An 18343-nucleotide genomic window follows, 5' to 3' on the forward strand; every position below is an offset into this window, starting at 1 on the left:
GGGGGAACGGTTGTGCGCACGGACGCCCGGCCGCATGCTGGGGCGGGAGTCCCCGCACCCCGCTCGGGGACCCGTCGACATGCCGGAGGTCCCCGTGCGACGACCCCGCCCCGCCACTCCCGGCCCGGGGCAGGAGTCCGTCTGGGACTACCCCCGGCCGCCCCGCGTGGAGCCCAGCCGCGAGCACGTGGAGGTGTGGCTGGGCGGGGAGCGGATCGCGGCCACCTCCGCGGCGCTGCAGGTGCTCGAGACCAGCCACCCACCCACGTACTACCTGCCCCGGGAGGCGTTCGCCGACGGGTGCCTCGTGCCGACGGAGGGCGCCACGTGGTGCGAGTGGAAGGGCGAGGCCGCGTACTTCGACCTCCGGGGCGGGGGGCGGACGGCGCCGCGGGCGGCCTGGACCTGCTCCGCCCCGCAGCGGGGCTTCGAGGTGCTGCGCGAGCACGTCGCGGTGATGCCCGCGGCCGTGGACCGGTGCCTGGTCGACGGCGAGGAGGTGCTCCCGCAGGAGGGCGGGTTCTACGGCGGCTGGATCACCTCGCGCGTCACCGGCCCCTTCAAGGGCGGGCCCGGCAGCCACGGCTGGTGACTCCGGACCCCTCGGGCGCCGATCCGACAACTTTTGTTGCACAACGGGAAACAGAGCGCCACACTTGTGCTCCGGACCACACGGCGCCGTCCGGCTCGGCCGCGCCGACCCCGGCCGCGCACCCCTCAGGAGAGAACCCCATGCAGATCGCGATCCTCCAGGCCCAGGCGGACGTCCTGGACATCGAGGCGAACCTCGCCACCATCGACCGGGCGGCCCGGCAGGCCAGAGAGGAGGGCGCCGAGCTGCTGCTCACCCCGGAGCTGTTCACGTGCGGCTACAGCCCCGAGCGCGTGCGGCGGGAGCTCACCGCCGGGGACCTGGACCGCATCGCCGAGCGCGCCGCGGGCATCGCGCGCCGCCACGGGATCTCCCTGGTCTACAGCGCGCCCCGGATCGGCGACGGAGGTGACTGGCACATCTCGGCCGTGCTCCTCGACGGCGCCGGGCGGCGGCTGCTCGCCTACGACAAGGTGCACCTGTTCGGCGAGGAGGAGCGGCGGGCCTTCGCGCCGGCGTCGGCCGGGCCGCGGACCGTCGCCCACGGCGGGCTGCAGGTCGCCCTGCTGATCTGCTACGACGTGGAGTTCCCCGAGAGCGTGCGCGCCGCCTCGGACGCGGGGGCGCAGCTCGTGCTGGTGCCCACCGCGCTCGGCGCGGGCTTCGCCGCGGTCTGCGACGTCCTCGTCCCCGCCCGGGCGCTCGAGAGCCAGGTGGTCGTCGCCTACGCCAACCACTGCGGCACCGAGGACGGGCTGGAGCTGGGCGGGCGCAGCGTGGTCGCGGCCGCCGACGGCACGCTGCTCGCCCGCGCGGGCGGGCAGCCGGAGCTCCTGCACGCGAGGGTGGACGCCGCGGACGTCGCCGCCGCGCGCGAGCTGGTCCCCTATCTGCGGGACCGCCGCCCGGACCTCTACGGGCAGTGGAGCGGCCCCCGCCCCGCCTGAGCCCCGGCCCGCTCAGGGCTCCTCGGGCACGAACTGCAGGGCGATCAGCAGCTCAGCCCGCTGGCGCGCGTCGTCGAGGTCCACGTGCAGCAGCTCCGCCACGTGGCCGACGTGCCGGCGCACGCTGTTGCGGTGCAGCCCGAGCTCCCGGCCGCAGGCGTCCCAGCTGCCGTGGGCGCCCAGCCAGGAGCGCAGGACCGTCAGCAGCAGCCGGCGCCGCTCCCCGGGCAGGGCGGCGAGCGGGGCGAGGAGGCGTTCGGCGACCAGCCGGCCGGACTCCGCCCCGAGCAGGCCGGCCACGGAGCACGGGACGTCCTCGACCCGGGCGCTGGCGCCGTCGACCCGCAGCCGCCGCCGCACCGCCGCCACCCGCTCGCCGGCGCGCGGCAGCTCGGCCGGGCCGACCGGCTCCCCGACCGCGACCAGCCAGCCGGAACGCTCCAGCGCCGCCACCAGCCGGTCCGGGACCGCGGAGCGGGTGATGGTGACGAACCCGTAGTCGGTGAGCTCCACCAGCCGCGTGTCGAACAGGCGCCGCAGCTGGATCAGCTCGTGCAGCTCGTCCGCGGCGGGCGGAGGCCAGGAGGGCTCGTGGTCCTCGCGGCGCACGCCCTGGACGACGCGCACCGGGTCCCGCTCGGCGCCGGACATGCTCTGCGCCAGGGACCGCGCCAGCGCCCGGCCGTCCCCCGGGGAGCTGCGCAGCAGCGCCTCCGGGTCCAGCAGCAGGGCGGTGGCCAGGCGGCTGGGCCCGAAGTTGCCCACCGTGCGCTGGCGGAGGAGGACCTCCAGGAGCCCGACCGCGAGGGAGACGGCCGTGCTCTGCGGCGGCGTGAAGCCGCTGCCCGAGCCCAGCACCAGGGTGCCCAGATTGACGTCGCGCTCGCTGCGCAGCGGGTGGCCCACGACGTGGCCCGCCCGGGGCGCCTCGAAGCCGGCGACCTCGACCCGCGGGCCCCTCCCGGCCAGGATCCGCTCCTGGAGGGGCTTCAGCTGGTCGGCGGGCACGGCGCGCTGTCCGGCCGAGGCCGTGGTCCGCCCGTCCGCGTCCGTGAGCACCACCCAGGCGCCCAGCTCCCGGGCGAGCACGGCGAGCAGCTCCCGCTCCGGGCTGCCGGAGAGCACGGCCCGCAGCATCCGGCGGTTGATCCGCAGCAGGTCGTGCGCGGCGCGGGCGCTCTCGGCCTCGAGCAGGTCGGCGAACCGGCGGGTGACGGCCACGAACGGCGTGCGCTCGCCGACGCGCAGCAGGGGCAGCCCCTGCCGCCGGCACTCCTCCAGCAGGCCCGGGGGCACGACGTCGTGCACCGGCGAGAGACCGAGGCCGAGGGCGGTGACCCCTGCGGCCACCAGGCGGCGCACGTAGGCCTCGGCCGTGCGCGCCGGGCCCCCGGCGAGGACGACGCCGGCGGTCAGCAGCAGCTCCCCGCCCAGCAGGAAGGGCGTGGGGTCCTCCAGCTCGCTCGTGGCCACCCAGCGCACGGTCTCGGACAGGCTGCCCCCGGGGGCGTGCAGCACCTCGAGCTCGCCGGGCATGCGGGCGACGAGACGGTCGAGCGGCAGCCGGGCGGCGACCGGGCCGACCGCAGCGTCTGGTGCACTTTGTCCCATGAGAGGTGATTCTAGGGCACATCGCCCCGGATGAGATCGGCGTCACACTCGTAGGGTCGGGGGTGACACGCAGGCCGCTCATCGAAAGGGACGCCTCCATGACCATGTCACCGCCGACGCAGCAGCGCCGGAGCACGGAGCTCACGCTCAGCCGCCAGCTCACCCGCCGGAAGCCGCTGCGGCAGATGATGCGCGAGTCGGGCACGGAGCACACCGGGCTGCTCCGCAGCTTCGGGCTGCTGCAGCTCACCATGATCAGCGTGGGCGCCACGCTCGGCACCGGCATCTTCGTGGTGCTCGGGGACGCAGTGCCCATCGCGGGCCCGGCGGTGTGGATCTCCTTCGTCGTGGCCGGCGTCGCCGCCATGCTCTCGGCGCTGTCCTACGCGGAGATGGCCGGCGCCGTGCCCGTCTCCGGCTCCAGCTACTCCTACACCTACGCGACGATGGGCGAGGGCCTGGCCTGGATCTGCGGCTGGTGCCTGCTGCTGGAGTACGCGGTGTCCGTGGCGGCCATCGCCGTGGGCGCCGGCGAGTACCTCACCGAGATCGCGGACACCTTCGGCGTCGCGCTGCCGGCGGCGTTCATCCAGCCGCCCGGGGACGGCGGGCTGTTCAACGTCCCGGCCGTCGCCGTCGTCCTCCTCGCCACCGTCCTGCTGATCCGCGGCTCCCGCGAGAGCGCCCTGGTCAACACCGTGCTGGTCGCCCTGAAGGTGGCCGTGCTGCTGCTCTTCGTGGCCGTGGCCTTCACCGCGTTCGACTCCCGCAACTTCGCCCCGCTGCTGCCGATGGGCTCCGCCGGCGTCACCGCGGCGGCGTCGCGCCTGTTCTTCTCCTACATCGGCTTCGACGCGGCGTCCACGGCCGGCGACGAGGCGCGCAACCCGCAGCGCGACCTCCCCCGGGCCATCGTCCTGTCCATGGTGATCATCACCGCCCTCTACATCCTCGTGGCCCTGGCCGCCGTCGGCGCCCGCCCCTGGGGCTGGTTCGACGGCCAGGAGGCCGCCCTGGTGCGGATCCTGGAGGAGATCACCGGCAGCCCCTGGGTGTCGCTGGTCTTCGCCCTCGGGGCGGTCGTGGCGATCGTGAGCATCGTGCTCGTCGTCCTCTACGGGCAGACCCGCATCCTCATGGCGATGTCCCGGGACGGGCTCGTGCCGCCGGTCTTCGCCCGCGTCTCGCCCCGGACCGGCACGCCCGTGGCCAACACCCTGATCACCGGCGGCGTCATCGCCGCCGCCGCCGGGCTGGTGCCGCTGGGCGAGCTCGCCGACGCCACCAGCATCGGTACACTGTTCGCCTTCGGCCTGGTCAGCGTGGCCGTGATCCACCTGCGCAGGACCCGCCCGGAGCTGCCGCGCACCTTCCGCGTCCCGCTCTACCCCGTGACCCCGGTCCTGGCCGTGCTCATGTGCGTGCTGCTGATGGTCAACCTCGGCAGCAGCACCTGGGTGGTGTTCGTGCTGTGGATGGCCGTCGGCTCGGCGGTCTACCTCGGCTACGGGCGCCGGCACTCGACCGTGGCCGCCCTGACCGACGAGGAGTACGCCCGGGCCTCCGCCGAGGCCCTTCCCGCCCCCGGGACGTCCGAGACGTCCGTGACCCCCGAGATCCTGGAGACCACGAAGTGACCATCGCGACCGACATCGACCACTCGGGCCCGGGCACCGCGCCCGTGACCATGCTGAACCCCGACTTCCCGTTCAGCTACGACACCTACCTCCAGCACCCGGCAGGCCTGGGCAGCGTGCCCGAGGCCGCGCACGGCACGAAGGTCGCCGTGATCGGGGCGGGGCTGTCCGGGCTGGTGACGGCCTACGAGCTGATGAAGCTGGGCCTGCACCCGGTGGTCTACGAGGCCGGGGACATCGGGGGGCGGCTCAAGACCGCGTCCTTCGCCGGCGCCCCGTCCGTGACCGCCGATCTGGGCGGGATGCGCTTCCCGGTCTCGGGGCGGGCCTTCTACCACTACGCGGACACGATGGGCGTGGCCACCGAGGCGTTCCCGAACCCCCTGGCCGACGTCACCTCCAGCACCGTGATCGAGCTCGGCGGCAAGGCCCACTACGCCCGCACCCCCGAGGACCTGCCCCCCTTCTTCCACGAGGTGGCCCGCGCCTGGCGCGACGCCGTCGACGACGGCGCCTGCTTCAACGAGATGCAGGAGGCCATCCGCGCCCGGGACACCGGGCGGATCAAGCAGCTGTGGAACCGGCTGGTCCAGGACCTCGACGAGCAGACCTTCTACGGCTTCATCGCCGCCAGCAAGGCCTTCCAGGAGGCCGGCTTCGAGCACCGCGAGGCCTTCGGGCAGGTCGGCTTCGGCACCGGCGGGTGGGACACCGACTTCCCGAACTCGATCCTGGAGATCCTGCGGGTGGTCTACACCGACGCCGACGACGGGCACCGGCGGATCGTCGGGGGCGCCCAGCGCCTGCCCGAGGCGCTGTGGCAGCACGCCCCCGAGGACCTCGTCCACTGGCCGGCGGGGACCTCCCTGGCCTCCCTGCACGCCGGCTCCCCGCGCGGGGCGGTCGCCCGGATCACCCGTCCGCCCCGGGCCGACGGCGGGGTGGGCGACTTCCGCATCGAGGAGAAGTGGGGGCGCGCGGCGGAGTACCCGATCGTGGTCTCCACCTGCCAGTCGTGGCTGCTGTCCACCCGCATCCACACCGAGGAGGCGCTGTTCTCCGCGCCGATGTGGACCGCCATGGAGCGCTCCCACTACATGCAGTCCTCCAAGACCTTCGTCATGGTGGACCGCCCGTTCTGGAAGGACGTGGACCCCGCCACCGGGCGCGAGGTGCTGAGCATGACGCTCACCGACCGGCTGCCGCGGGCGACGTACCTGCTCGACGACGGGCCGGACAAGCCCGCCGTGATCCTGCTGTCCTACACCTGGAACGACGACGCCCTGAAGTGGCTGTCCCTGGACGCCGACGGGCGTGTGGAGCTGATGCTGCACTCCCTGAAGCAGATCTACCCGGACGTCGACATCGCCTCCCACATCCTCGGCGAGCCGATCACCGTCTCCTGGGAGGCCGACCCCAACTTCATGGGCGCGTTCAAGGCCAACCTGCCCGGGCACTACCGCTACCAGCAGCGCCTGTTCACCCACTTCCTCCAGGACGGGCTGCCCGAGCACCAGCGCGGGATCTTCCTGGCCGGGGACGACATCTCCTTCACCGCCGGGTGGGCCGAGGGCGCCGTCACGACCGGCCTCAACGCCGTGTGGGGCGTCGTGCACCACCTCGGGGGCGCCAGCGCCCCCGGCAACCCCGGCCCCGGCGACCTCATCGACGAGCTCGGGCCCGTTGCCCTCGACTGAGCCGGGCGGAGCGGGAGGGGCCGGGGGTCGGGGCCGGGGGTCAGGGGACGTCGACGGTCACGACGGCGGCGGAGCGGCTGCCGGCGTCCCCGGCCGCGCCCGAGACGGCGCGGGAGACGCAGCAGCACATCCTTGTGTTCGGCGCCTTCTGCCGGTCGGAGTAGAAGACGTCCCGGTGGTCGACCGTGCCGTGCAGGTCGAGGACCTTCACCTGGCACAGCCCGCACTCGCCCCGGCGGCAGTCGGACATCATGTCGACGCACTCCCGCTCGAGGGCCTCCAGCATCGACTCGTCGGAGCCGACGACGGTCTCGACGCCCAGCCGCGGGACGCGCACGACGAACGGCTCGGCCTCGAACCAGCCGCTGTTGCCGAAGGTCTCGTAGCGCAGGTTCGTGGGATCGAGCCGGCGCTCGGCCCAGCCGCGTCGCACGGCGTCCATGAGCCGGATGGGCCCGCACATGTAGAGCTCGGCGTCCCGGGGCACCCCGGCCAGCAGGGCCCCGACGTCCAGGGACGTGCCCTCGTCGTCGACGTGGGCCTGCAGGCGCTCGCCGTGCAGGGCGGCGAGCTCCTCGGCGTAGGCCATCGCGGCCCGGGAGCGGGCCACGTAGACGAGCCGGTAGTCCGCCCCGAGCCGGCGCAGCAGCGCGGCCATCCCGGCGATCGCCGTGATGCCGATGCCGCCGGCGAGTAGCACGTAGGAGGGGGCCCCGACGCGCAGCGGGAAGTTCTGCAGGGGCTGGGTGATTTCCAGGACCTGCCCGGGCACCAGCCCGTGCATGAACACGGACCCGCCCCGGGAGGCGGGGGTGCGGAAGACGCTGATGGCGAGCCGGCCGCCGTCGTCCGTGGCGTCGACCACGGAGTAGGAGCGCACGGCCTGCTCGCCGTGGATGAGCACGCGCACGTCGACGTGCTCGCCCGGCTTCGCGGGGCGGGGCAGCTCGGGGCGCAGGACGATGCGGCGGATGCCGGCGGCGACCTCCTCGACGGAGTCCACGACGGCGTTCTGCCACACCTCGGAGCGGGAATCGGCCACGGTGGTCCCTCCTGCCTCAGGCCCGGCCGGAGGCGGCCGGGGCCGCCGCGTCCACGGCGGCGAGACGGCCCTCGGCCTTGAGCGCCCGCTCGAGCAGGCGGCGCACCCACATGCCGCCCATGTCGATGTTGAGGTTGTAGAACTCGTAGTCGGGGTTGGCGTCGATGGCGGCCTGCTGGGCCTGGAGCATGGCCTCGTCCTCGCCGAAGACGCCGTGCACGCCGTTGCGCAGCTGCGTGGTGATCAGCTGGCTCTCCAGCCGGTAGTTGCGCATGAACGCCCAGAAGTAGTGGCAGGAGCGCTCCGTCTCCGGCGTGATCGTGTTCATCACGTAGCCGTTGACGCCGCGGGAGCGGTCGCCCTCGGGCGCCCCGGTGCCGGCCTCGGCGACCCCGACGTCGATGCAGATCGTGGACGGGAAGTAGTAGTGGATGATCTGCCAGCGGTCGACCCTGCCCTCGAAGCCGGGGAACTTGTCCCGCATGTTCTTCAGCCAGAAGGGCGGGGCGTCGATGTCGCGCATCCACCGCGTGACGGTCACGGAGTGCTCGTCGTGGGTGACCTCGAACTCCGACTCGGACAGCTCCTCCTGCCCGATCGAGGAGGAGTGCACGAACTCCTCGTGGGTGAGGTCCATGAGGTTGTCGAGCACCAGCTGGTAGTTGCACGGCGCGTGGATCGTCTCGCCGTCCCCGGCCCACTCGGGGCTGTCCAGCTGGTGCATGTCGGGGACCAGCGCGGGGTCGGCCAGGGTGGGGTCGCCCAGCCAGACCCAGACGTAGCGGTAGCGCTCCAGCACGGGGAAGGACGGCACCGTGGCGGACGGGTTCAGCGTCTCCTGCGCGGGCATCGAGGTGCAGCGGCCGGCGGCGTTGTAGCGCAGGCCGTGGTAGGGGCACTGGATCTCCCCGCGGCCCACCAGCTTGCCCTGCGACAGCGGGGCCAGCCGGTGCCAGCAGGCGTCCGCCAGGGCGACGGCCCAGCCCTCCTCGGTGCGGTACAGGGCCAGCGGGCGGCCGGCGACGGTGCGGGCCAGGATCCCCTTGCTGGTGAGCTCGTGGTCCCATCCCGCCACGTACCAGGCGTTGAGCGGGTGGGACAGGAGCTTGGCGGTCGTGGTGGTCTTCGTCGCGGCGACGGTCATGGCGCGGTCCTCTGCTGAGCGGTCCGGGGAGAGCACACGGTACTCACTATCTACATAGATAGTTGGTGACGTGGAACACACAATACCTAGGTTCATAGTGAGTGCCAACCCCTGGAACGGCGGGCCTCCGGCTAGGCTCGTCCTACGACCGACCCGCCCGCTGCGAAAGGACCCCCCGTGAGTCTCCGCTCGGCCCTGCTGGCGCTGCTGTCCTCGGGCCCCATGACGGGCTACGACGTGGTGAAGCAGTTCAGCACCTCCGTGGGCCACGTGTGGCACGCGCCGGACTCCCAGATCTACCCGGAGCTGCGCAAGATGCACGCCGAGGGCCTGCTCTCGAGCCGCGCCGTGCCGTGGGGCACGCGCGGGGCCACCAAGACGGAGTACACGATCACCCCCGAGGGCGAGCGGGCGCTGCGCGCGTGGCAGGACCAGCCGCTGACCTACGTCCGGGAGCGGGACCCCGCCCACCTGAAGGCCGCCTACTTCGAGTGGGCCGCACCGGGCGCCGCGGCGGAGCAGCTGCGCGCGCACATCGCGCACTACGAGGAGCAGCGGCGCCAGGCCCTCGAGCAGATCGCGGGGCTCCAGAACCGCACCAGTCCCACGCTGGCCCGCCGCCTGGCCGCGAACCCCGAGGAGCAGTGGGAGCGGATCACCCGCTTCAAGGTCTACGCCTACGAGGGCCAGGTGGCCCGGGCCGAGCAGGAGATCGCCTGGGCGCGCTCCGGCCTGCGCCTGCTCGAGGAGCTGGGCGATCCGGACCCGGCCGCGCACACCCCCGCCCAGGACGCCCGGTGAGCCGCCCCGCCCCGCGCCGCCTGCTCGCCGTGCTCCTGAGCGCCGGGCTGCTGCTGGCCGGCTGCGCCCCGGACGCCGGGAGCGGCACCGCCGCGCCGGGACCGGCCGGCGCGGCGGCGTCGCCGTCCACCTCCTCCGCGTCCTCCCCCGAGCCCACGCCGAGCCCCACGGAGGAGCGCGCGGAGCTGGTCGGCGGGGGCACGGAGGTGTTCCCCGGCCGGCGGATGGTCGCCCTCTACGGCCGGCCCGGCATGCCGGCGCTGGGCGTGCTCGGCGAGCAGGGCCCGGAGGAGTCGGTCGCCCGGGCGAAGAAGCTCGCGGCGCAGTACGAGCCGTACAGCGCCGAACCGGTGGTCCCCGCGTTCGAGATCATCACCACCACGGCGTCGGCGGAGCCGGGTCCCGACGGCGACTACTCCGACGAGATGACGGTCGACGAGCTGCGCCCGTTCGTGGAGACCGCCGCGGAGCACGACGTCTACGTGGTGCTCGACCTGCAGCCGGGCCGCCAGGACTTCACCAGCCAGGCGCGGCAGTACGAGGAGCTGCTGAAGCTGCCCAACGTGGGGCTCGCCCTGGACCCGGAGTGGCGCCTGGGCCCGGACCAGGTGCACCTCGTCCAGATCGGGACCGTGGACGCGGCGGAGGTCAACGCGACGACGGCCTGGCTCGCCCGGCTGACCCGCGAGCACGACCTGCCGCAGAAGGTCGTGGTCCTGCACCAGTTCGCGGAGTCCATGATCACCGACCGCCACCTCGTGGACACCACGCACCCGGAGCTCGCGCTCGTGCTGCACGCCGACGGCCACGGCACCCCGGAGCTCAAGCGGGGCACGTGGGAGCGGCTGAAACAGGGGCTGCCCAAGGGGATGCGGATGGCGTGGAAGAACTTCTACGACGAGGACACGCCCACGTTCACCCCCGAGCAGACGTTCGCGCTCACGCCGAAGCCCTGGTTCGTCTCCTACCAGTGATCCCGGCGCTGCCGGGCACCGGGCCGTGGAGCCGGCCGTCCGGGCGGACCGGGCGGTTGCTAGCGTGGGGGCCGTGGGCAACGACAGACTCCAGAGCGACCGGCAGCGCAGGACCATCGACCGGCTCGCCCGCTGGCTGACCCGCACCCACGGCGCCGAGCCCGGCTGGGACGCCCTCGTGCTCGACGTGCTCAGCGTGGGCCGCGACGTGCGCCTGCAGGTGCGCGAGGTGCGCGGCGGCACCACCACCTCGCACGCCGTGGACGTCACGGGCCGGCGCAGCAGGCCCCGCCGGCTGGTCCGCGCCCTCCAGGAGGACTACGCCGACCTCGTGGACGGGACGTGGCTGTCCGCCACCCTGATCGTCACGGTGTCCGGGCGGCGCTGGGCGCACCCGGGGGTGGAGCTCATCCTCAACTACGACGACGAGCCGCTGCTGCCCGCGCACGCCCCGCACCCGGTCGCGGCCGAGGAGTACCAGCGCCACCTCGCCCGCCACCGGCGGATGGACCGCAGGATCCCCGGCTGGCTGCGGGAGCGGGTCGCCGGGGCGGGCCTGGAGGTGCCCGAGCGCTGACCCGGCGCGGACCGCTCATCCGTTCGCCCAGCGGATAACCCGGCGCCGGCCCGTTCCCCCGGCACGCCGCGAGGTCTAGTCTTGAGTGACCTGTTCACCGACCGGAGGGAGAGCCCATGGGACTCGGAGACAAGATCAACAACGCCGCGGAGAAGGCCTCCGGCACCGCCAAGCAGAAGCTCGGCGACGCCACGGACAACCGGGATCTGCAGGCCGAGGGCACTGCGGACAAGGCCTCCGCCGACGCGAAGCAGGCCGGTGAGAAGGTCAAGGACGCGGCGAAGAACTTCACGGACGGCCGCTGACCACAGTGCCGTCGAGGAGCCCCGGTGCCGACCACGGCACCGGGGCTCCTCCCTGTCCGGCCCCGCCGCGACGCCGGACGGGCCCGGTCAGCCCAGCGAGTGCAGGCTGAACGCGGCCAGGAAGCCCAGCGTCGCGATGAGCCCCGAGTACAGCGCCGCCTTCTCGAAGGCCTCCGGGATCATGGTGTCCGTGATCATGGCGAGGATCGCACCGGCCGCGAGCGCGTTGACGAAGGCGAGGGTGGCCGGTGCGGCGCCGTCCAGCAGCAGGTACCCGGCGAGCGCGGCCAGGCCCGAGGCCACCGCGATGGAGCCCCAGATGCCGAAGACGTAGCCCGGTCCGCGCCCGGCGTTCTTCCACCCGGCGGTGCTGGAGAGCCCCTCCGGGACGTTGGAGATGAACACCGCGGCGAACATCGGCAGGCTCAGGCCGGACCCGCCCAGGAAGCTCAGCCCGAGCACCATGGACTCGGGCACGCCGTCGAGCAGGGCGCCGATGGCGATGGCCCCGCCGCTGCCTCCCTGCTCGGCCGGGGAGGGCTGCTGCGTCCCCGAGCGCTTGCGGTGGCGCGCGCCGTGGCGGGCCAGCAGGACGTTGAGGGCCACGTAGACGACCGAGCCGGCCAGGAAGCCCCACGCCGTGGGGGCCAGGCCGCCCTGCGCCACGGCCTCCTCCACCAGCTCGAAGGACAGCGCGGAGATCAGCACGCCGGAGCCGAACGCCATCACGGCGGCGACGAGCCCGGCCGGGACGGCGACGAACCAGGCGATGAGGCTGCCCAGCAACAGCGCGCCTCCGGCCAGCAGACCGGCACCGCCTGCGGCGAGCCACTCGGGCATGGGGATCCTCCTGCACGGGACGTCGGGTGTCGTGGCCAGCTCACACCCGTAGCGCAGCGGGGTCAAATTGCCGGGTCCTGGCGGGCCGCGTTCCGGCGGTGCCGGTCCCGGGGCCCACCGTCCGCTGCCGGGGGGCGGCGACCCACGACGGCGACGTCGGGGCCGTGGGCCCCTGACGCGGGGCGCTCCCGGGATCCGCCCCCGGGAGCCGGCTCAGGGGGCGGACGCGGCGGTGCCGGGGCGGAGGACCGGCGGGACCCCGGCCGCACCCGTGGCCAGGTCGGCCGCCAGGACGCCGATGAGCGGGGCGAACTTCGCGCCGTGACCCGAGCACGCCGAGACCACGGTGACACCCTCGGCGGTGTCCAGGACGAAGTGCTCGTCCGGGGTGGTGGTGAACAGGCACGTGGTCTCGGCGTAGGGCTCGGGCACCACTCCCGGCAGCCACCGCCGCACGTACTCGACGACACGGTCCCGGTTGCCGGGGTCCACCACCCCGGTGCGCCGGGCCGCCGAGGCCATCACCCGCCCGCCGTTGTACTCGGCGACCTTCAGGCCCGCGAAACCGGCGTCCCGGCCGCCGGGGAGGCCGTAGACGGGCATGGCCGCGTCGTGGATGAGCGTGGGCCAGGCCTGCTCGAGGTCGCGGTAGGGGAAGTGGAACGCGTTCTCCTCCCGGACCGTGAACTGCGGCAGCGCGCCGAGGAAGGCCGGGGGCAGGGAGAGCTCGCCCAGCAGGTCGGGCAGCCAGCCGCCGGCGGCGACCACCACGTGCCCGGCCTCCACCGTGGCGCCCTGCGGCCCGTGCACCGTGAAGCCCGCGCCGGTGCGCCGGATCCGGGACACCGGCCAGTCCGTGCGCAGCTCGGCCCCGACGGCCACGGCGAGGCCGACCAGGGCCTCCACGGTCGACCCGGCGTCGAGCACCCCGGCGGTCGGCTGGTACAGGACGGGGGTGTCGAAGAGGAGCTGCGGCCACCGGGCCGCGGCCTGCTCGGCCGTGCAGAGGACGTGCTCCACGCCGGCGTCGTCGAGGACCCGGGCGAGCTGTTCCGGGTCGCGCCCGGGCCCGTGGTCCACCGCCCCGCAGCGCAGGAGCAGCTCCCGGCCGGACTCCCGCTCCACCTGCTCCCACAGCCGCTCAGAGCGCACGACGAGCCGGGCGTAGAACGGGTCGGCGTAGGCGTAGCGGAAGATGCGGGCCGACCCATGGGAGGAGCCCTGGTCGTTGCCGGGGACGGTGCGCTCGAGCAGCACGACCTCCTCGCCGCGCGAGGCCAGCTGCCATGCCGTGGCGGCACCCATCAGTCCGGCGCCGATCACCGCGTAGTTGCCCATGGCCGCCAGCCTAGTGCGGAACGCCTGAACGCCCCGGCCGGGGGCATGTTACAGCGGAAGAACGCCCTGTGGACGACGTGTTTAATTTCACCGGCCCTGCGGGACCCGCGCCACATCCCCCGCCCTCCGTCCCGGCAGAGGCAACCGCCGGAGGTTGCCCGCCCGGAGGGGTGTGACGGATCTCAACAGCCCCCGCACCGAGTGGCCGCGTCCCGGAAATCTCCCGGCCACACAACGGCCTCATCATGGAGGGGTCAGCACGACGCTGACCACGACACGCATCAGGACAGGAGGTGGCGTCATGACCGCTGCTGAGAAGTGGACGACCGATCTGAGCCAGGTCCGATCCGGGGACCGGGTCGAGATCTGGGACGAGGACTACGAGCGCTACATCGGCACCGTGGGGCAGGTCGCGCCCCACCTGGGCGTCCTCTGGATCCTCGAGGCCGGCACGGGGGTGCGCCGGCTGTTCCCCTTCGAGGGGTGCCGCCTGCGCCACGCCCCCCTGGCCCTCGCCGCCTGACCCCCACGGCCCCGATTCCCGCGGCCCCGATTCCCGCGGCCACGGCCCGTCCGCCCCGGCACCCACCGGGGCGGCCGGGCCGTTCCCCTACCCTGAACGGGTGACCACCCTCGCCTCATCCCCCGGCACGAAGCTGCGTCCCACCCTGTACGTGCTGGCCGCGGTCGTCTCCGTCCAGTTCGGCGGCGCCCTGGCCGCCGTGCTCGTCCCGCTGATCGGGGCCTCGGCCACGGTGACCATGCGCCTGCTCATCAGCGCCGTGCTCATGGTGGCGGTGATCCGTCCCCGGCTGCGCGGGCGGAGCGGGCAGGCCTGGCGGGCGGGCCTGTTCTTCGGGGCGTCCCTCGCGGGGATGAACTTCGCGTTCTACCAGTCCCTCGCCACGCTGCCGCTGGGCGTCGCCGTGACCATCGAGTTCCTGGGCCCGCTCGCCCTCTCGGCGGTGCTGTCCCGGCGGCTGCGGGACATGGCCGCCGTGGTGGCGGCGCTCGCGGGCGTCGTGCTCATCTCGCAGGCGCTCACCGTGCCGTGGCGGGAGCTGGACCTCGGCGGCATCGCCTGGGCGGCGCTGGCCGGCGCGGGCTGGGCGGCCTACATCCTGGGCAGCCGCTCGGCGGGACGGCACTTCGACCAGCTGGACGGGCTCGCCGTCGCCCTCGTGGTCGCCGCCGCCCTCGTGACCCCGGTGGGGATCGCCACCGCCCACGCCCCCGCGCTGACCGGGAGCGTGCTGGCCGGGGGCGTGGGCATCGCGCTGCTGTCCTCGGTGCTGCCCTACTCGCTCGAGCTGCTGGCGCTGCGCAGCATCCCCCCGGCCGTCTTCGGGATCCTGCTCAGCCTGGAGCCCGCCGTCGCCGCCCTGGCGGGGCTCGTGGTCCTCCACCAGGTCCTCGCCGTGCCGCAGCTGCTGGGCATGGCCCTCGTCGTGGCCGCGAGCGCCGTCGTCATGGTCGGCGGCACCCCGGAGGCCGCACCCGCGGACCCGTCCTCCACCGGCGGCTCCCGCTAGGTCGGGGTCATGACACGGACTGCGGTGATCGGCGCCGGGATCGTCGGGCTCTCCACGGCGCAGGCCCTGCGCCGCCGGGGGGCCGACGTGACGCTCTACGAGTCCGGGGCCCGGGCGGCGGGCAGTCCGCCGGCCGGTCCCGGGTCTTCCGCCACGCCCACGAGGACCCCCGGCTGGTCGCCCTGGTGGCGCACAGCCGCTCCCTGTGGCGGGAGTGGGAACGGGAGTTCGGCGTCGAGCTGATCTCCCCCGACGGCGCCGTGGTGATCGGCGACGGCGTCGAGGACAAGCTGCGGGCGCTGGAGGAGGTCCCGGAGGTCCGCGCCCGCCGCCTGGCGCCCGAGGAGCTGCACGAGCGCCTGCCCCTGCTCGCCGGGTGGACGGGCCCGGCCATGCTCGACGTCGACGGCGGCGCCATCCGCACGCTCGCGGCCGTCGGGGCGCTCACCGGGCGCCTGCGCGACGCCCTGGTGCAGGACCACGTCCTCGCGGTCGGGCGCGCGGGGCCGCACCGCGTGGAGGTGCGCACCGGCACCGGCGTCGAGGCCTACGACCACGTGGTGCTCTGCGCCGGCCGGGGCACCGCTCCCCTGGCGCGCGGGGCGGGACTGTCCCTGCCCGTGGCCCCCGCCGCCCACGCCCGCGCCACGTTCGCCGTGCGCTCCGGCACCGCCCACGGGCTGCCCACGTTCCAGGACGGCAGCGGGGCCTTCGGCGAGACGGGCGTGTACGCGGCGCCGTACCCCGACGGCCGCCACTTCTCGGTGGGCCTGAGCGGGACGACCGGTGTCCACCCCGACGGGGGCGTCGCCGACCCCGCCGCCCTGGCCGCGCTGGTCGAGCGGACGGTCGCCTACGTGGAGCGCGCCCTGCCCGGGCTCGACCCGGCCCCGGTCGGCCACGTGCACTGCTGGGTGACCCGGCTGCCGTGGGGCGACGACGGTGTGGGGATCTGGTCCGAGGACGGCGTCACCGCGCTGGCCGGGCACAACCTGTTCAAGCAGGCCCCGGCGCTGGGCGAGGCCCTCGCCCGGACGGTCGTCGAGGGCGCGGTCCCCGGGGACCTGCACCACGCGTGCGAGCTCGGCCGGTCCGCCGGGTGGCCTCCCGCGCGGCCGGCCCGTCTCCGGCGGTCAGGGCACCGGTCGTCAGGGCGCCGGTGCTCAGGGCGCCTGCGGGATGATGATCCAGAGGGCGATGTAGACGAGCTCCCCGACGCCGACCAGCCCGAAGACCACGAAGCCGAGGCGGACGAGGAACGTCGGCAGGCCGAGGCGCGCCGCCAGGGCCGCGCAGACGCCGGCGACGAGCTTGCCGTGGCGGGGGCGAACCAGTGCACCAGTCATGGCCGGATCCTACCGCCGGCCCCCGTGCCGGCGCCGAAGATGACTGCGCACGACGTTCATCAGCCCCCTGTCGAAAACGGAGGATCCGTGGTTGGCTGGGAGCATGGACGCCAACGAGATCATGGACCGCATCCGCCAGGCCCGGGACCACGCCCTGGAGCAGGAGAAGGAGGAGCGTCAGCGCATCGCGGACGCCGACACCGCCGAGCTGCAGAGCGCCGCGAGCGTGCGCCTGGCCACCCGGCAGGCCGTGCGCGAGGCCTTCGACGACATCCTGGGCGAGAGCACCGACCCCGCCCAGGACGCCTGAGCCCGGTACCGGCCGCGGCCGGTGCGGGCGGGGACGCTCAGAGGTCGACGACCTCGTTGTCGCCCTTGAGCCGCCGACCGGTGACCGAGGCCTTGAGCAGGTTGGCCACCTGCGTGAGCTTGTGGCCCCCGGGCGAGTCCCAGTACTCGGCCGTGTCCGGGGTGACCTCGATCAGCACGTTGTTCGGGTTCTCCGGCCCGCCCTCGAGCCACGCCCCGGTGAAGGTGTCCCACAGCTCCCTGAGCTTGGCGACGTCGTCCACCACGCGGGCGGCGCCGGCGAGGGAGACCCACGCCCCGTCGCCCGCGTAGGCGACGTTGACCGCAGGCCGCTGCTGGAGGTGCTGCACCTGGTCGGAGTCGCGCTCGGCGATGAAGTACACGGTGCCGTCGAAGTCGACGTCCTGGGTGGCCATCGGCTTGGCCACGAGCCGGCCCTCGGGGTCCACGTGGGTGAGCAGGGCGATGCGGGTGTTCTTGATGATGGCGCGCACCTTCGCGGTGCCGTCGTCGGCGCCGTCCTTGCGGTGGGTCATGGCAGTCCTCTTCTCTCGGGCTCTCTCGGATCGGGGTGCTGCGGGACGGCCAGCCTACAAGCCGCGGCACGGCTCGCACGAGGGTGTCCCCCAGGAGCGTCTGAGACGATGGGGGCACGGACGACGACGGAAGGCGACCCCATGAACTTCGAACTGGACCCGCAGGTGCGCCACGCGGTGGAGCACCCGGCCGAGACCGTGCGCGGCCCCGAGGACGCGCAGCTGCGGATCCGCCTGGCCGGCGAGCCCGCCCGCCGGGCGCTGGCCGCCCACTGGGACGGCACCGCGCAGGGCCCCGCCGGCGAGGCGGACCGGTTCGCCGCCGCCGTGCTGCTCGCGACCCTGTTCGACGACAGGCACTACCTCGAGCGCGCCGCGTCGACGCCGGGCGACGTGCCCGGCTGCCCGTCGGCCCCGCCGCGCGGGCTGCTCGAGCTCACCCGCGTGCCGGGGGCCCGGGCCGCGGCGGCCCCCGTCCTCCAGCGGCCCCTGCTGACCGGCCTGCTGGAGTGGGCCACCCGCCCCCTGCCGGACCAGCCCCCGATCGCCGTGGCGGAGGCGGCCCGCGACCTGGGGATCGACGACGACGGCCGCGTCTTCCGCGAGGTGCGCCGCCGCGCCGAGCGGCTGATGTCGGGACAGTACGACGGCTCCCCTGCGCTGGAGCGCTTCGTGGCCGTGCTGCGCGAGGCCGAGAAGCGCACGCGGGCCGACGGGCCGGCCCTGTCGGGCGAGGTGCTGCCGGGAGCGGCGGGCCCTGCGGGACCGGCGGCCGCCGCGCCGCCGTCGGCGCCCGCGGGAACGCCCGAGGCCCCCCGCTGGGCCCCGGGCGGCGTGCCGCCCGTCGGGGGCCCCGCGGGGCCGTCGGCGCCGCGGGCGCCGATGTACGGACCGCCCGCCGGCCCTCCGGCCCCGCACCCGGGCCGGGTCGAGGACGACGATCCGGGCGCCCTCAAGAACTGGGGCATCTTCGGCCTGGTCATCGTCGGGATCATCCTGCTGCTCGTGTTCCTGCTCTGACCGGGCGGGCCGGCGGCCCCACCCGAGAACATTTGCTTGCACGGGAAACCTTCGCGGCGCTACTCTTGAGGATGTATCAACAAGCGGGGGCGCCG

20 protein-coding genes and 1 pseudogene are annotated in these 18343 nt (G+C 74.4%); 13 read left to right on the plus strand and 8 right to left on the minus strand.

The genetic code is table 11. From position 1 onward, the window contains the following. Positions 1–94 precede the first annotated feature (94 nt). Both M3185_RS06315 and M3185_RS06320 read left to right on the plus strand, forming a co-directional pair. Positions 95–592 carry a DUF427 domain-containing protein gene (locus tag M3185_RS06315; RefSeq protein WP_251332820.1) on the plus strand — a complete coding sequence of 166 codons (498 nt, stop codon included), beginning with the start codon at positions 95–97 and terminating at the stop codon, positions 590–592. Between the two features lie 140 nt (positions 593–732). Beyond that, entirely contained in the window at positions 733–1539 is an 807-nt protein-coding gene (locus M3185_RS06320; RefSeq protein ID WP_251332821.1) for a nitrilase-related carbon-nitrogen hydrolase, read from the plus strand. Positions 1540–1551: 12 nt separating this feature from the next. Here M3185_RS06320 and M3185_RS06325 read toward each other — a convergent pair whose 3' ends face one another. Beyond that, positions 1552–3150 (minus strand): PucR family transcriptional regulator, encoded by a 1599-nt coding sequence (locus M3185_RS06325; RefSeq protein WP_251332822.1) that lies wholly within the window; start codon positions 3148–3150, stop codon positions 1552–1554. 98 nt (positions 3151–3248) lie between these two features. Between M3185_RS06325 and M3185_RS06330 the strand changes: the two genes are divergently transcribed. Beyond that, positions 3249–4787: an amino acid permease gene (locus M3185_RS06330; protein ID WP_251332823.1), complete on the plus strand. Its 1539-nt coding sequence runs from the start codon at positions 3249–3251 to the stop codon at positions 4785–4787. Further along, positions 4784–6484 carry a flavin monoamine oxidase family protein gene (locus M3185_RS06335; protein WP_374238473.1) on the plus strand — a complete coding sequence of 567 codons (1701 nt, stop codon included), beginning with the start codon at positions 4784–4786 and terminating at the stop codon, positions 6482–6484. The genes M3185_RS06330 and M3185_RS06335 overlap by 4 nt, the downstream gene beginning before the upstream one ends. Positions 6485–6524: 40 nt before the next feature. Here the strand turns inward: M3185_RS06335 and M3185_RS06340 are convergent, their stop codons facing one another. Both M3185_RS06340 and M3185_RS06345 read right to left on the minus strand, forming a co-directional pair. Then, entirely contained in the window at positions 6525–7526 is a 1002-nt protein-coding gene (locus tag M3185_RS06340; RefSeq protein ID WP_251332824.1) for a PDR/VanB family oxidoreductase, read from the minus strand. A 16-nt stretch (positions 7527–7542) separates the two neighbouring features. Further along, positions 7543–8670, minus strand: a complete 1128-nt coding sequence (locus tag M3185_RS06345; protein WP_251332825.1) for an aromatic ring-hydroxylating dioxygenase subunit alpha — start codon at positions 8668–8670, stop codon at positions 7543–7545. Positions 8671–8847: 177 nt separating this feature from the next. Between M3185_RS06345 and M3185_RS06350 the strand changes: the two genes are divergently transcribed. The 4 genes from M3185_RS06350 to M3185_RS06365 all read left to right on the plus strand — a co-directional run bounded on the left by M3185_RS06350 (position 8848) and on the right by M3185_RS06365 (position 11327). After that, positions 8848–9471 carry a PadR family transcriptional regulator gene (locus M3185_RS06350; protein WP_251332826.1) on the plus strand — a complete coding sequence of 208 codons (624 nt, stop codon included), beginning with the start codon at positions 8848–8850 and terminating at the stop codon, positions 9469–9471. Beyond that, positions 9468–10445 (plus strand): hypothetical protein, encoded by a 978-nt coding sequence (locus M3185_RS06355; RefSeq protein ID WP_251332827.1) that lies wholly within the window; start codon positions 9468–9470, stop codon positions 10443–10445. The genes M3185_RS06350 and M3185_RS06355 overlap by 4 nt, the downstream gene beginning before the upstream one ends. Before the next feature lie 73 nt (positions 10446–10518). Beyond that, positions 10519–11022 carry a hypothetical protein gene (locus M3185_RS06360; protein ID WP_251332828.1) on the plus strand — a complete coding sequence of 168 codons (504 nt, stop codon included), beginning with the start codon at positions 10519–10521 and terminating at the stop codon, positions 11020–11022. A gap of 116 nt (positions 11023–11138) precedes the next feature. Then, positions 11139–11327 carry a CsbD family protein gene (locus M3185_RS06365; protein WP_251332829.1) on the plus strand — a complete coding sequence of 63 codons (189 nt, stop codon included), beginning with the start codon at positions 11139–11141 and terminating at the stop codon, positions 11325–11327. An 87-nt stretch (positions 11328–11414) separates the two neighbouring features. On the opposite strand, the gene M3185_RS06370 is transcribed toward M3185_RS06365, so the two are convergent. Together M3185_RS06370 and M3185_RS06375 are read right to left on the minus strand one after the other, a co-directional pair. Further along, entirely contained in the window at positions 11415–12167 is a 753-nt protein-coding gene (locus M3185_RS06370; RefSeq protein WP_251332830.1) for a ZIP family metal transporter, read from the minus strand. Between the two features lie 213 nt (positions 12168–12380). Then, positions 12381–13505, minus strand: coding sequence for an FAD-dependent oxidoreductase (locus M3185_RS06375; RefSeq protein ID WP_251332831.1), 1125 nt, complete (start codon positions 13503–13505; stop codon positions 12381–12383). 301 nt (positions 13506–13806) lie between these two features. Between M3185_RS06375 and M3185_RS06380 the strand changes: the two genes are divergently transcribed. From M3185_RS06380 to M3185_RS17350, 3 genes and pseudogenes are all read left to right on the plus strand, one after another. Then, complete coding sequence (locus M3185_RS06380) at positions 13807–14028, plus strand: hypothetical protein (protein WP_251332832.1); 222 nt, start codon at positions 13807–13809, stop codon at positions 14026–14028. A 100-nt stretch (positions 14029–14128) separates the two neighbouring features. Then, positions 14129–15037, plus strand: coding sequence for an EamA family transporter (locus M3185_RS06385; protein ID WP_251332833.1), 909 nt, complete (start codon positions 14129–14131; stop codon positions 15035–15037). 9 nt (positions 15038–15046) lie between these two features. Continuing rightward, positions 15047–15115: pseudogene (locus tag M3185_RS17350) on the plus strand (hypothetical protein); the annotation flags it as partial. A gap of 17 nt (positions 15116–15132) precedes the next feature. Here the strand turns inward: M3185_RS17350 and M3185_RS17355 are convergent. Beyond that, positions 15133–15594: a hypothetical protein gene (locus M3185_RS17355; RefSeq protein ID WP_251332866.1), complete on the minus strand. Its 462-nt coding sequence runs from the start codon at positions 15592–15594 to the stop codon at positions 15133–15135. A gap of 606 nt (positions 15595–16200) precedes the next feature. After that, the gene (locus tag M3185_RS06400; protein ID WP_251332834.1) at positions 16201–16383 is read right to left on the minus strand and encodes a PspC domain-containing protein; all 183 of its coding nucleotides are present in this window, start codon (positions 16381–16383) and stop codon (positions 16201–16203) included. A 91-nt stretch (positions 16384–16474) separates the two neighbouring features. Here M3185_RS06400 and M3185_RS06405 point away from each other — a divergent pair, with 91 nt between their 5' ends. Next, positions 16475–16693, plus strand: a complete 219-nt coding sequence (locus M3185_RS06405; RefSeq protein ID WP_251332835.1) for a hypothetical protein — start codon at positions 16475–16477, stop codon at positions 16691–16693. A gap of 37 nt (positions 16694–16730) precedes the next feature. Here M3185_RS06405 and M3185_RS06410 read toward each other — a convergent pair whose 3' ends face one another. After that, on the minus strand, positions 16731–17228 hold the full coding sequence (locus M3185_RS06410; RefSeq protein WP_251332836.1) for a pyridoxamine 5'-phosphate oxidase family protein: 498 nt from the start codon (positions 17226–17228) through the stop codon (positions 16731–16733). A 141-nt stretch (positions 17229–17369) separates the two neighbouring features. On the opposite strand from M3185_RS06410, the gene M3185_RS06415 reads away from it, so the two are divergent. Further along, positions 17370–18248, plus strand: coding sequence for a hypothetical protein (locus M3185_RS06415; protein ID WP_251332837.1), 879 nt, complete (start codon positions 17370–17372; stop codon positions 18246–18248). Positions 18249–18343: the final 95 nt, after the last annotated feature.

Origin of the sequence: Kocuria rosea (genome assembly GCF_023715525.1) — a bacterium.
In the GTDB taxonomy this organism is placed as follows: Bacteria; Actinomycetota; Actinomycetes; order Actinomycetales; family Micrococcaceae; genus Kocuria; species Kocuria rosea_A.

Bases quoted from the DNA above. Each gene is read 5' to 3' on its own strand.
- M3185_RS06365 (WP_251332829.1), top strand. From the start codon at position 11,139: ATGGGACTCGGAGACAAGATCAACAACGCCGCGGAGAAGGCCTCCGGC.
- M3185_RS06320 (WP_251332821.1), top strand. From the start codon at position 733: ATGCAGATCGCGATCCTCCAGGCCCAGGCGGACGTCCTGGACATCGAG.
- M3185_RS06400 (WP_251332834.1), bottom strand. From the start codon at position 16,383: ATGACTGGTGCACTGGTTCGCCCCCGCCACGGCAAGCTCGTCGCCGGC.
- M3185_RS06375 (WP_251332831.1), bottom strand. From the start codon at position 13,505: ATGGGCAACTACGCGGTGATCGGCGCCGGACTGATGGGTGCCGCCACG.
- M3185_RS06345 (WP_251332825.1), bottom strand. From the start codon at position 8,670: ATGACCGTCGCCGCGACGAAGACCACCACGACCGCCAAGCTCCTGTCC.
- M3185_RS06370 (WP_251332830.1), bottom strand. From the start codon at position 12,167: ATGCCCGAGTGGCTCGCCGCAGGCGGTGCCGGTCTGCTGGCCGGAGGC.
- M3185_RS06410 (WP_251332836.1), bottom strand. From the start codon at position 17,228: ATGACCCACCGCAAGGACGGCGCCGACGACGGCACCGCGAAGGTGCGC.
- M3185_RS06415 (WP_251332837.1), top strand. From the start codon at position 17,370: ATGAACTTCGAACTGGACCCGCAGGTGCGCCACGCGGTGGAGCACCCG.
- M3185_RS06325 (WP_251332822.1), bottom strand. From the start codon at position 3,150: ATGGGACAAAGTGCACCAGACGCTGCGGTCGGCCCGGTCGCCGCCCGG.
- M3185_RS06330 (WP_251332823.1), top strand. From the start codon at position 3,249: ATGACCATGTCACCGCCGACGCAGCAGCGCCGGAGCACGGAGCTCACG.
- M3185_RS06380 (WP_251332832.1), top strand. From the start codon at position 13,807: ATGACCGCTGCTGAGAAGTGGACGACCGATCTGAGCCAGGTCCGATCC.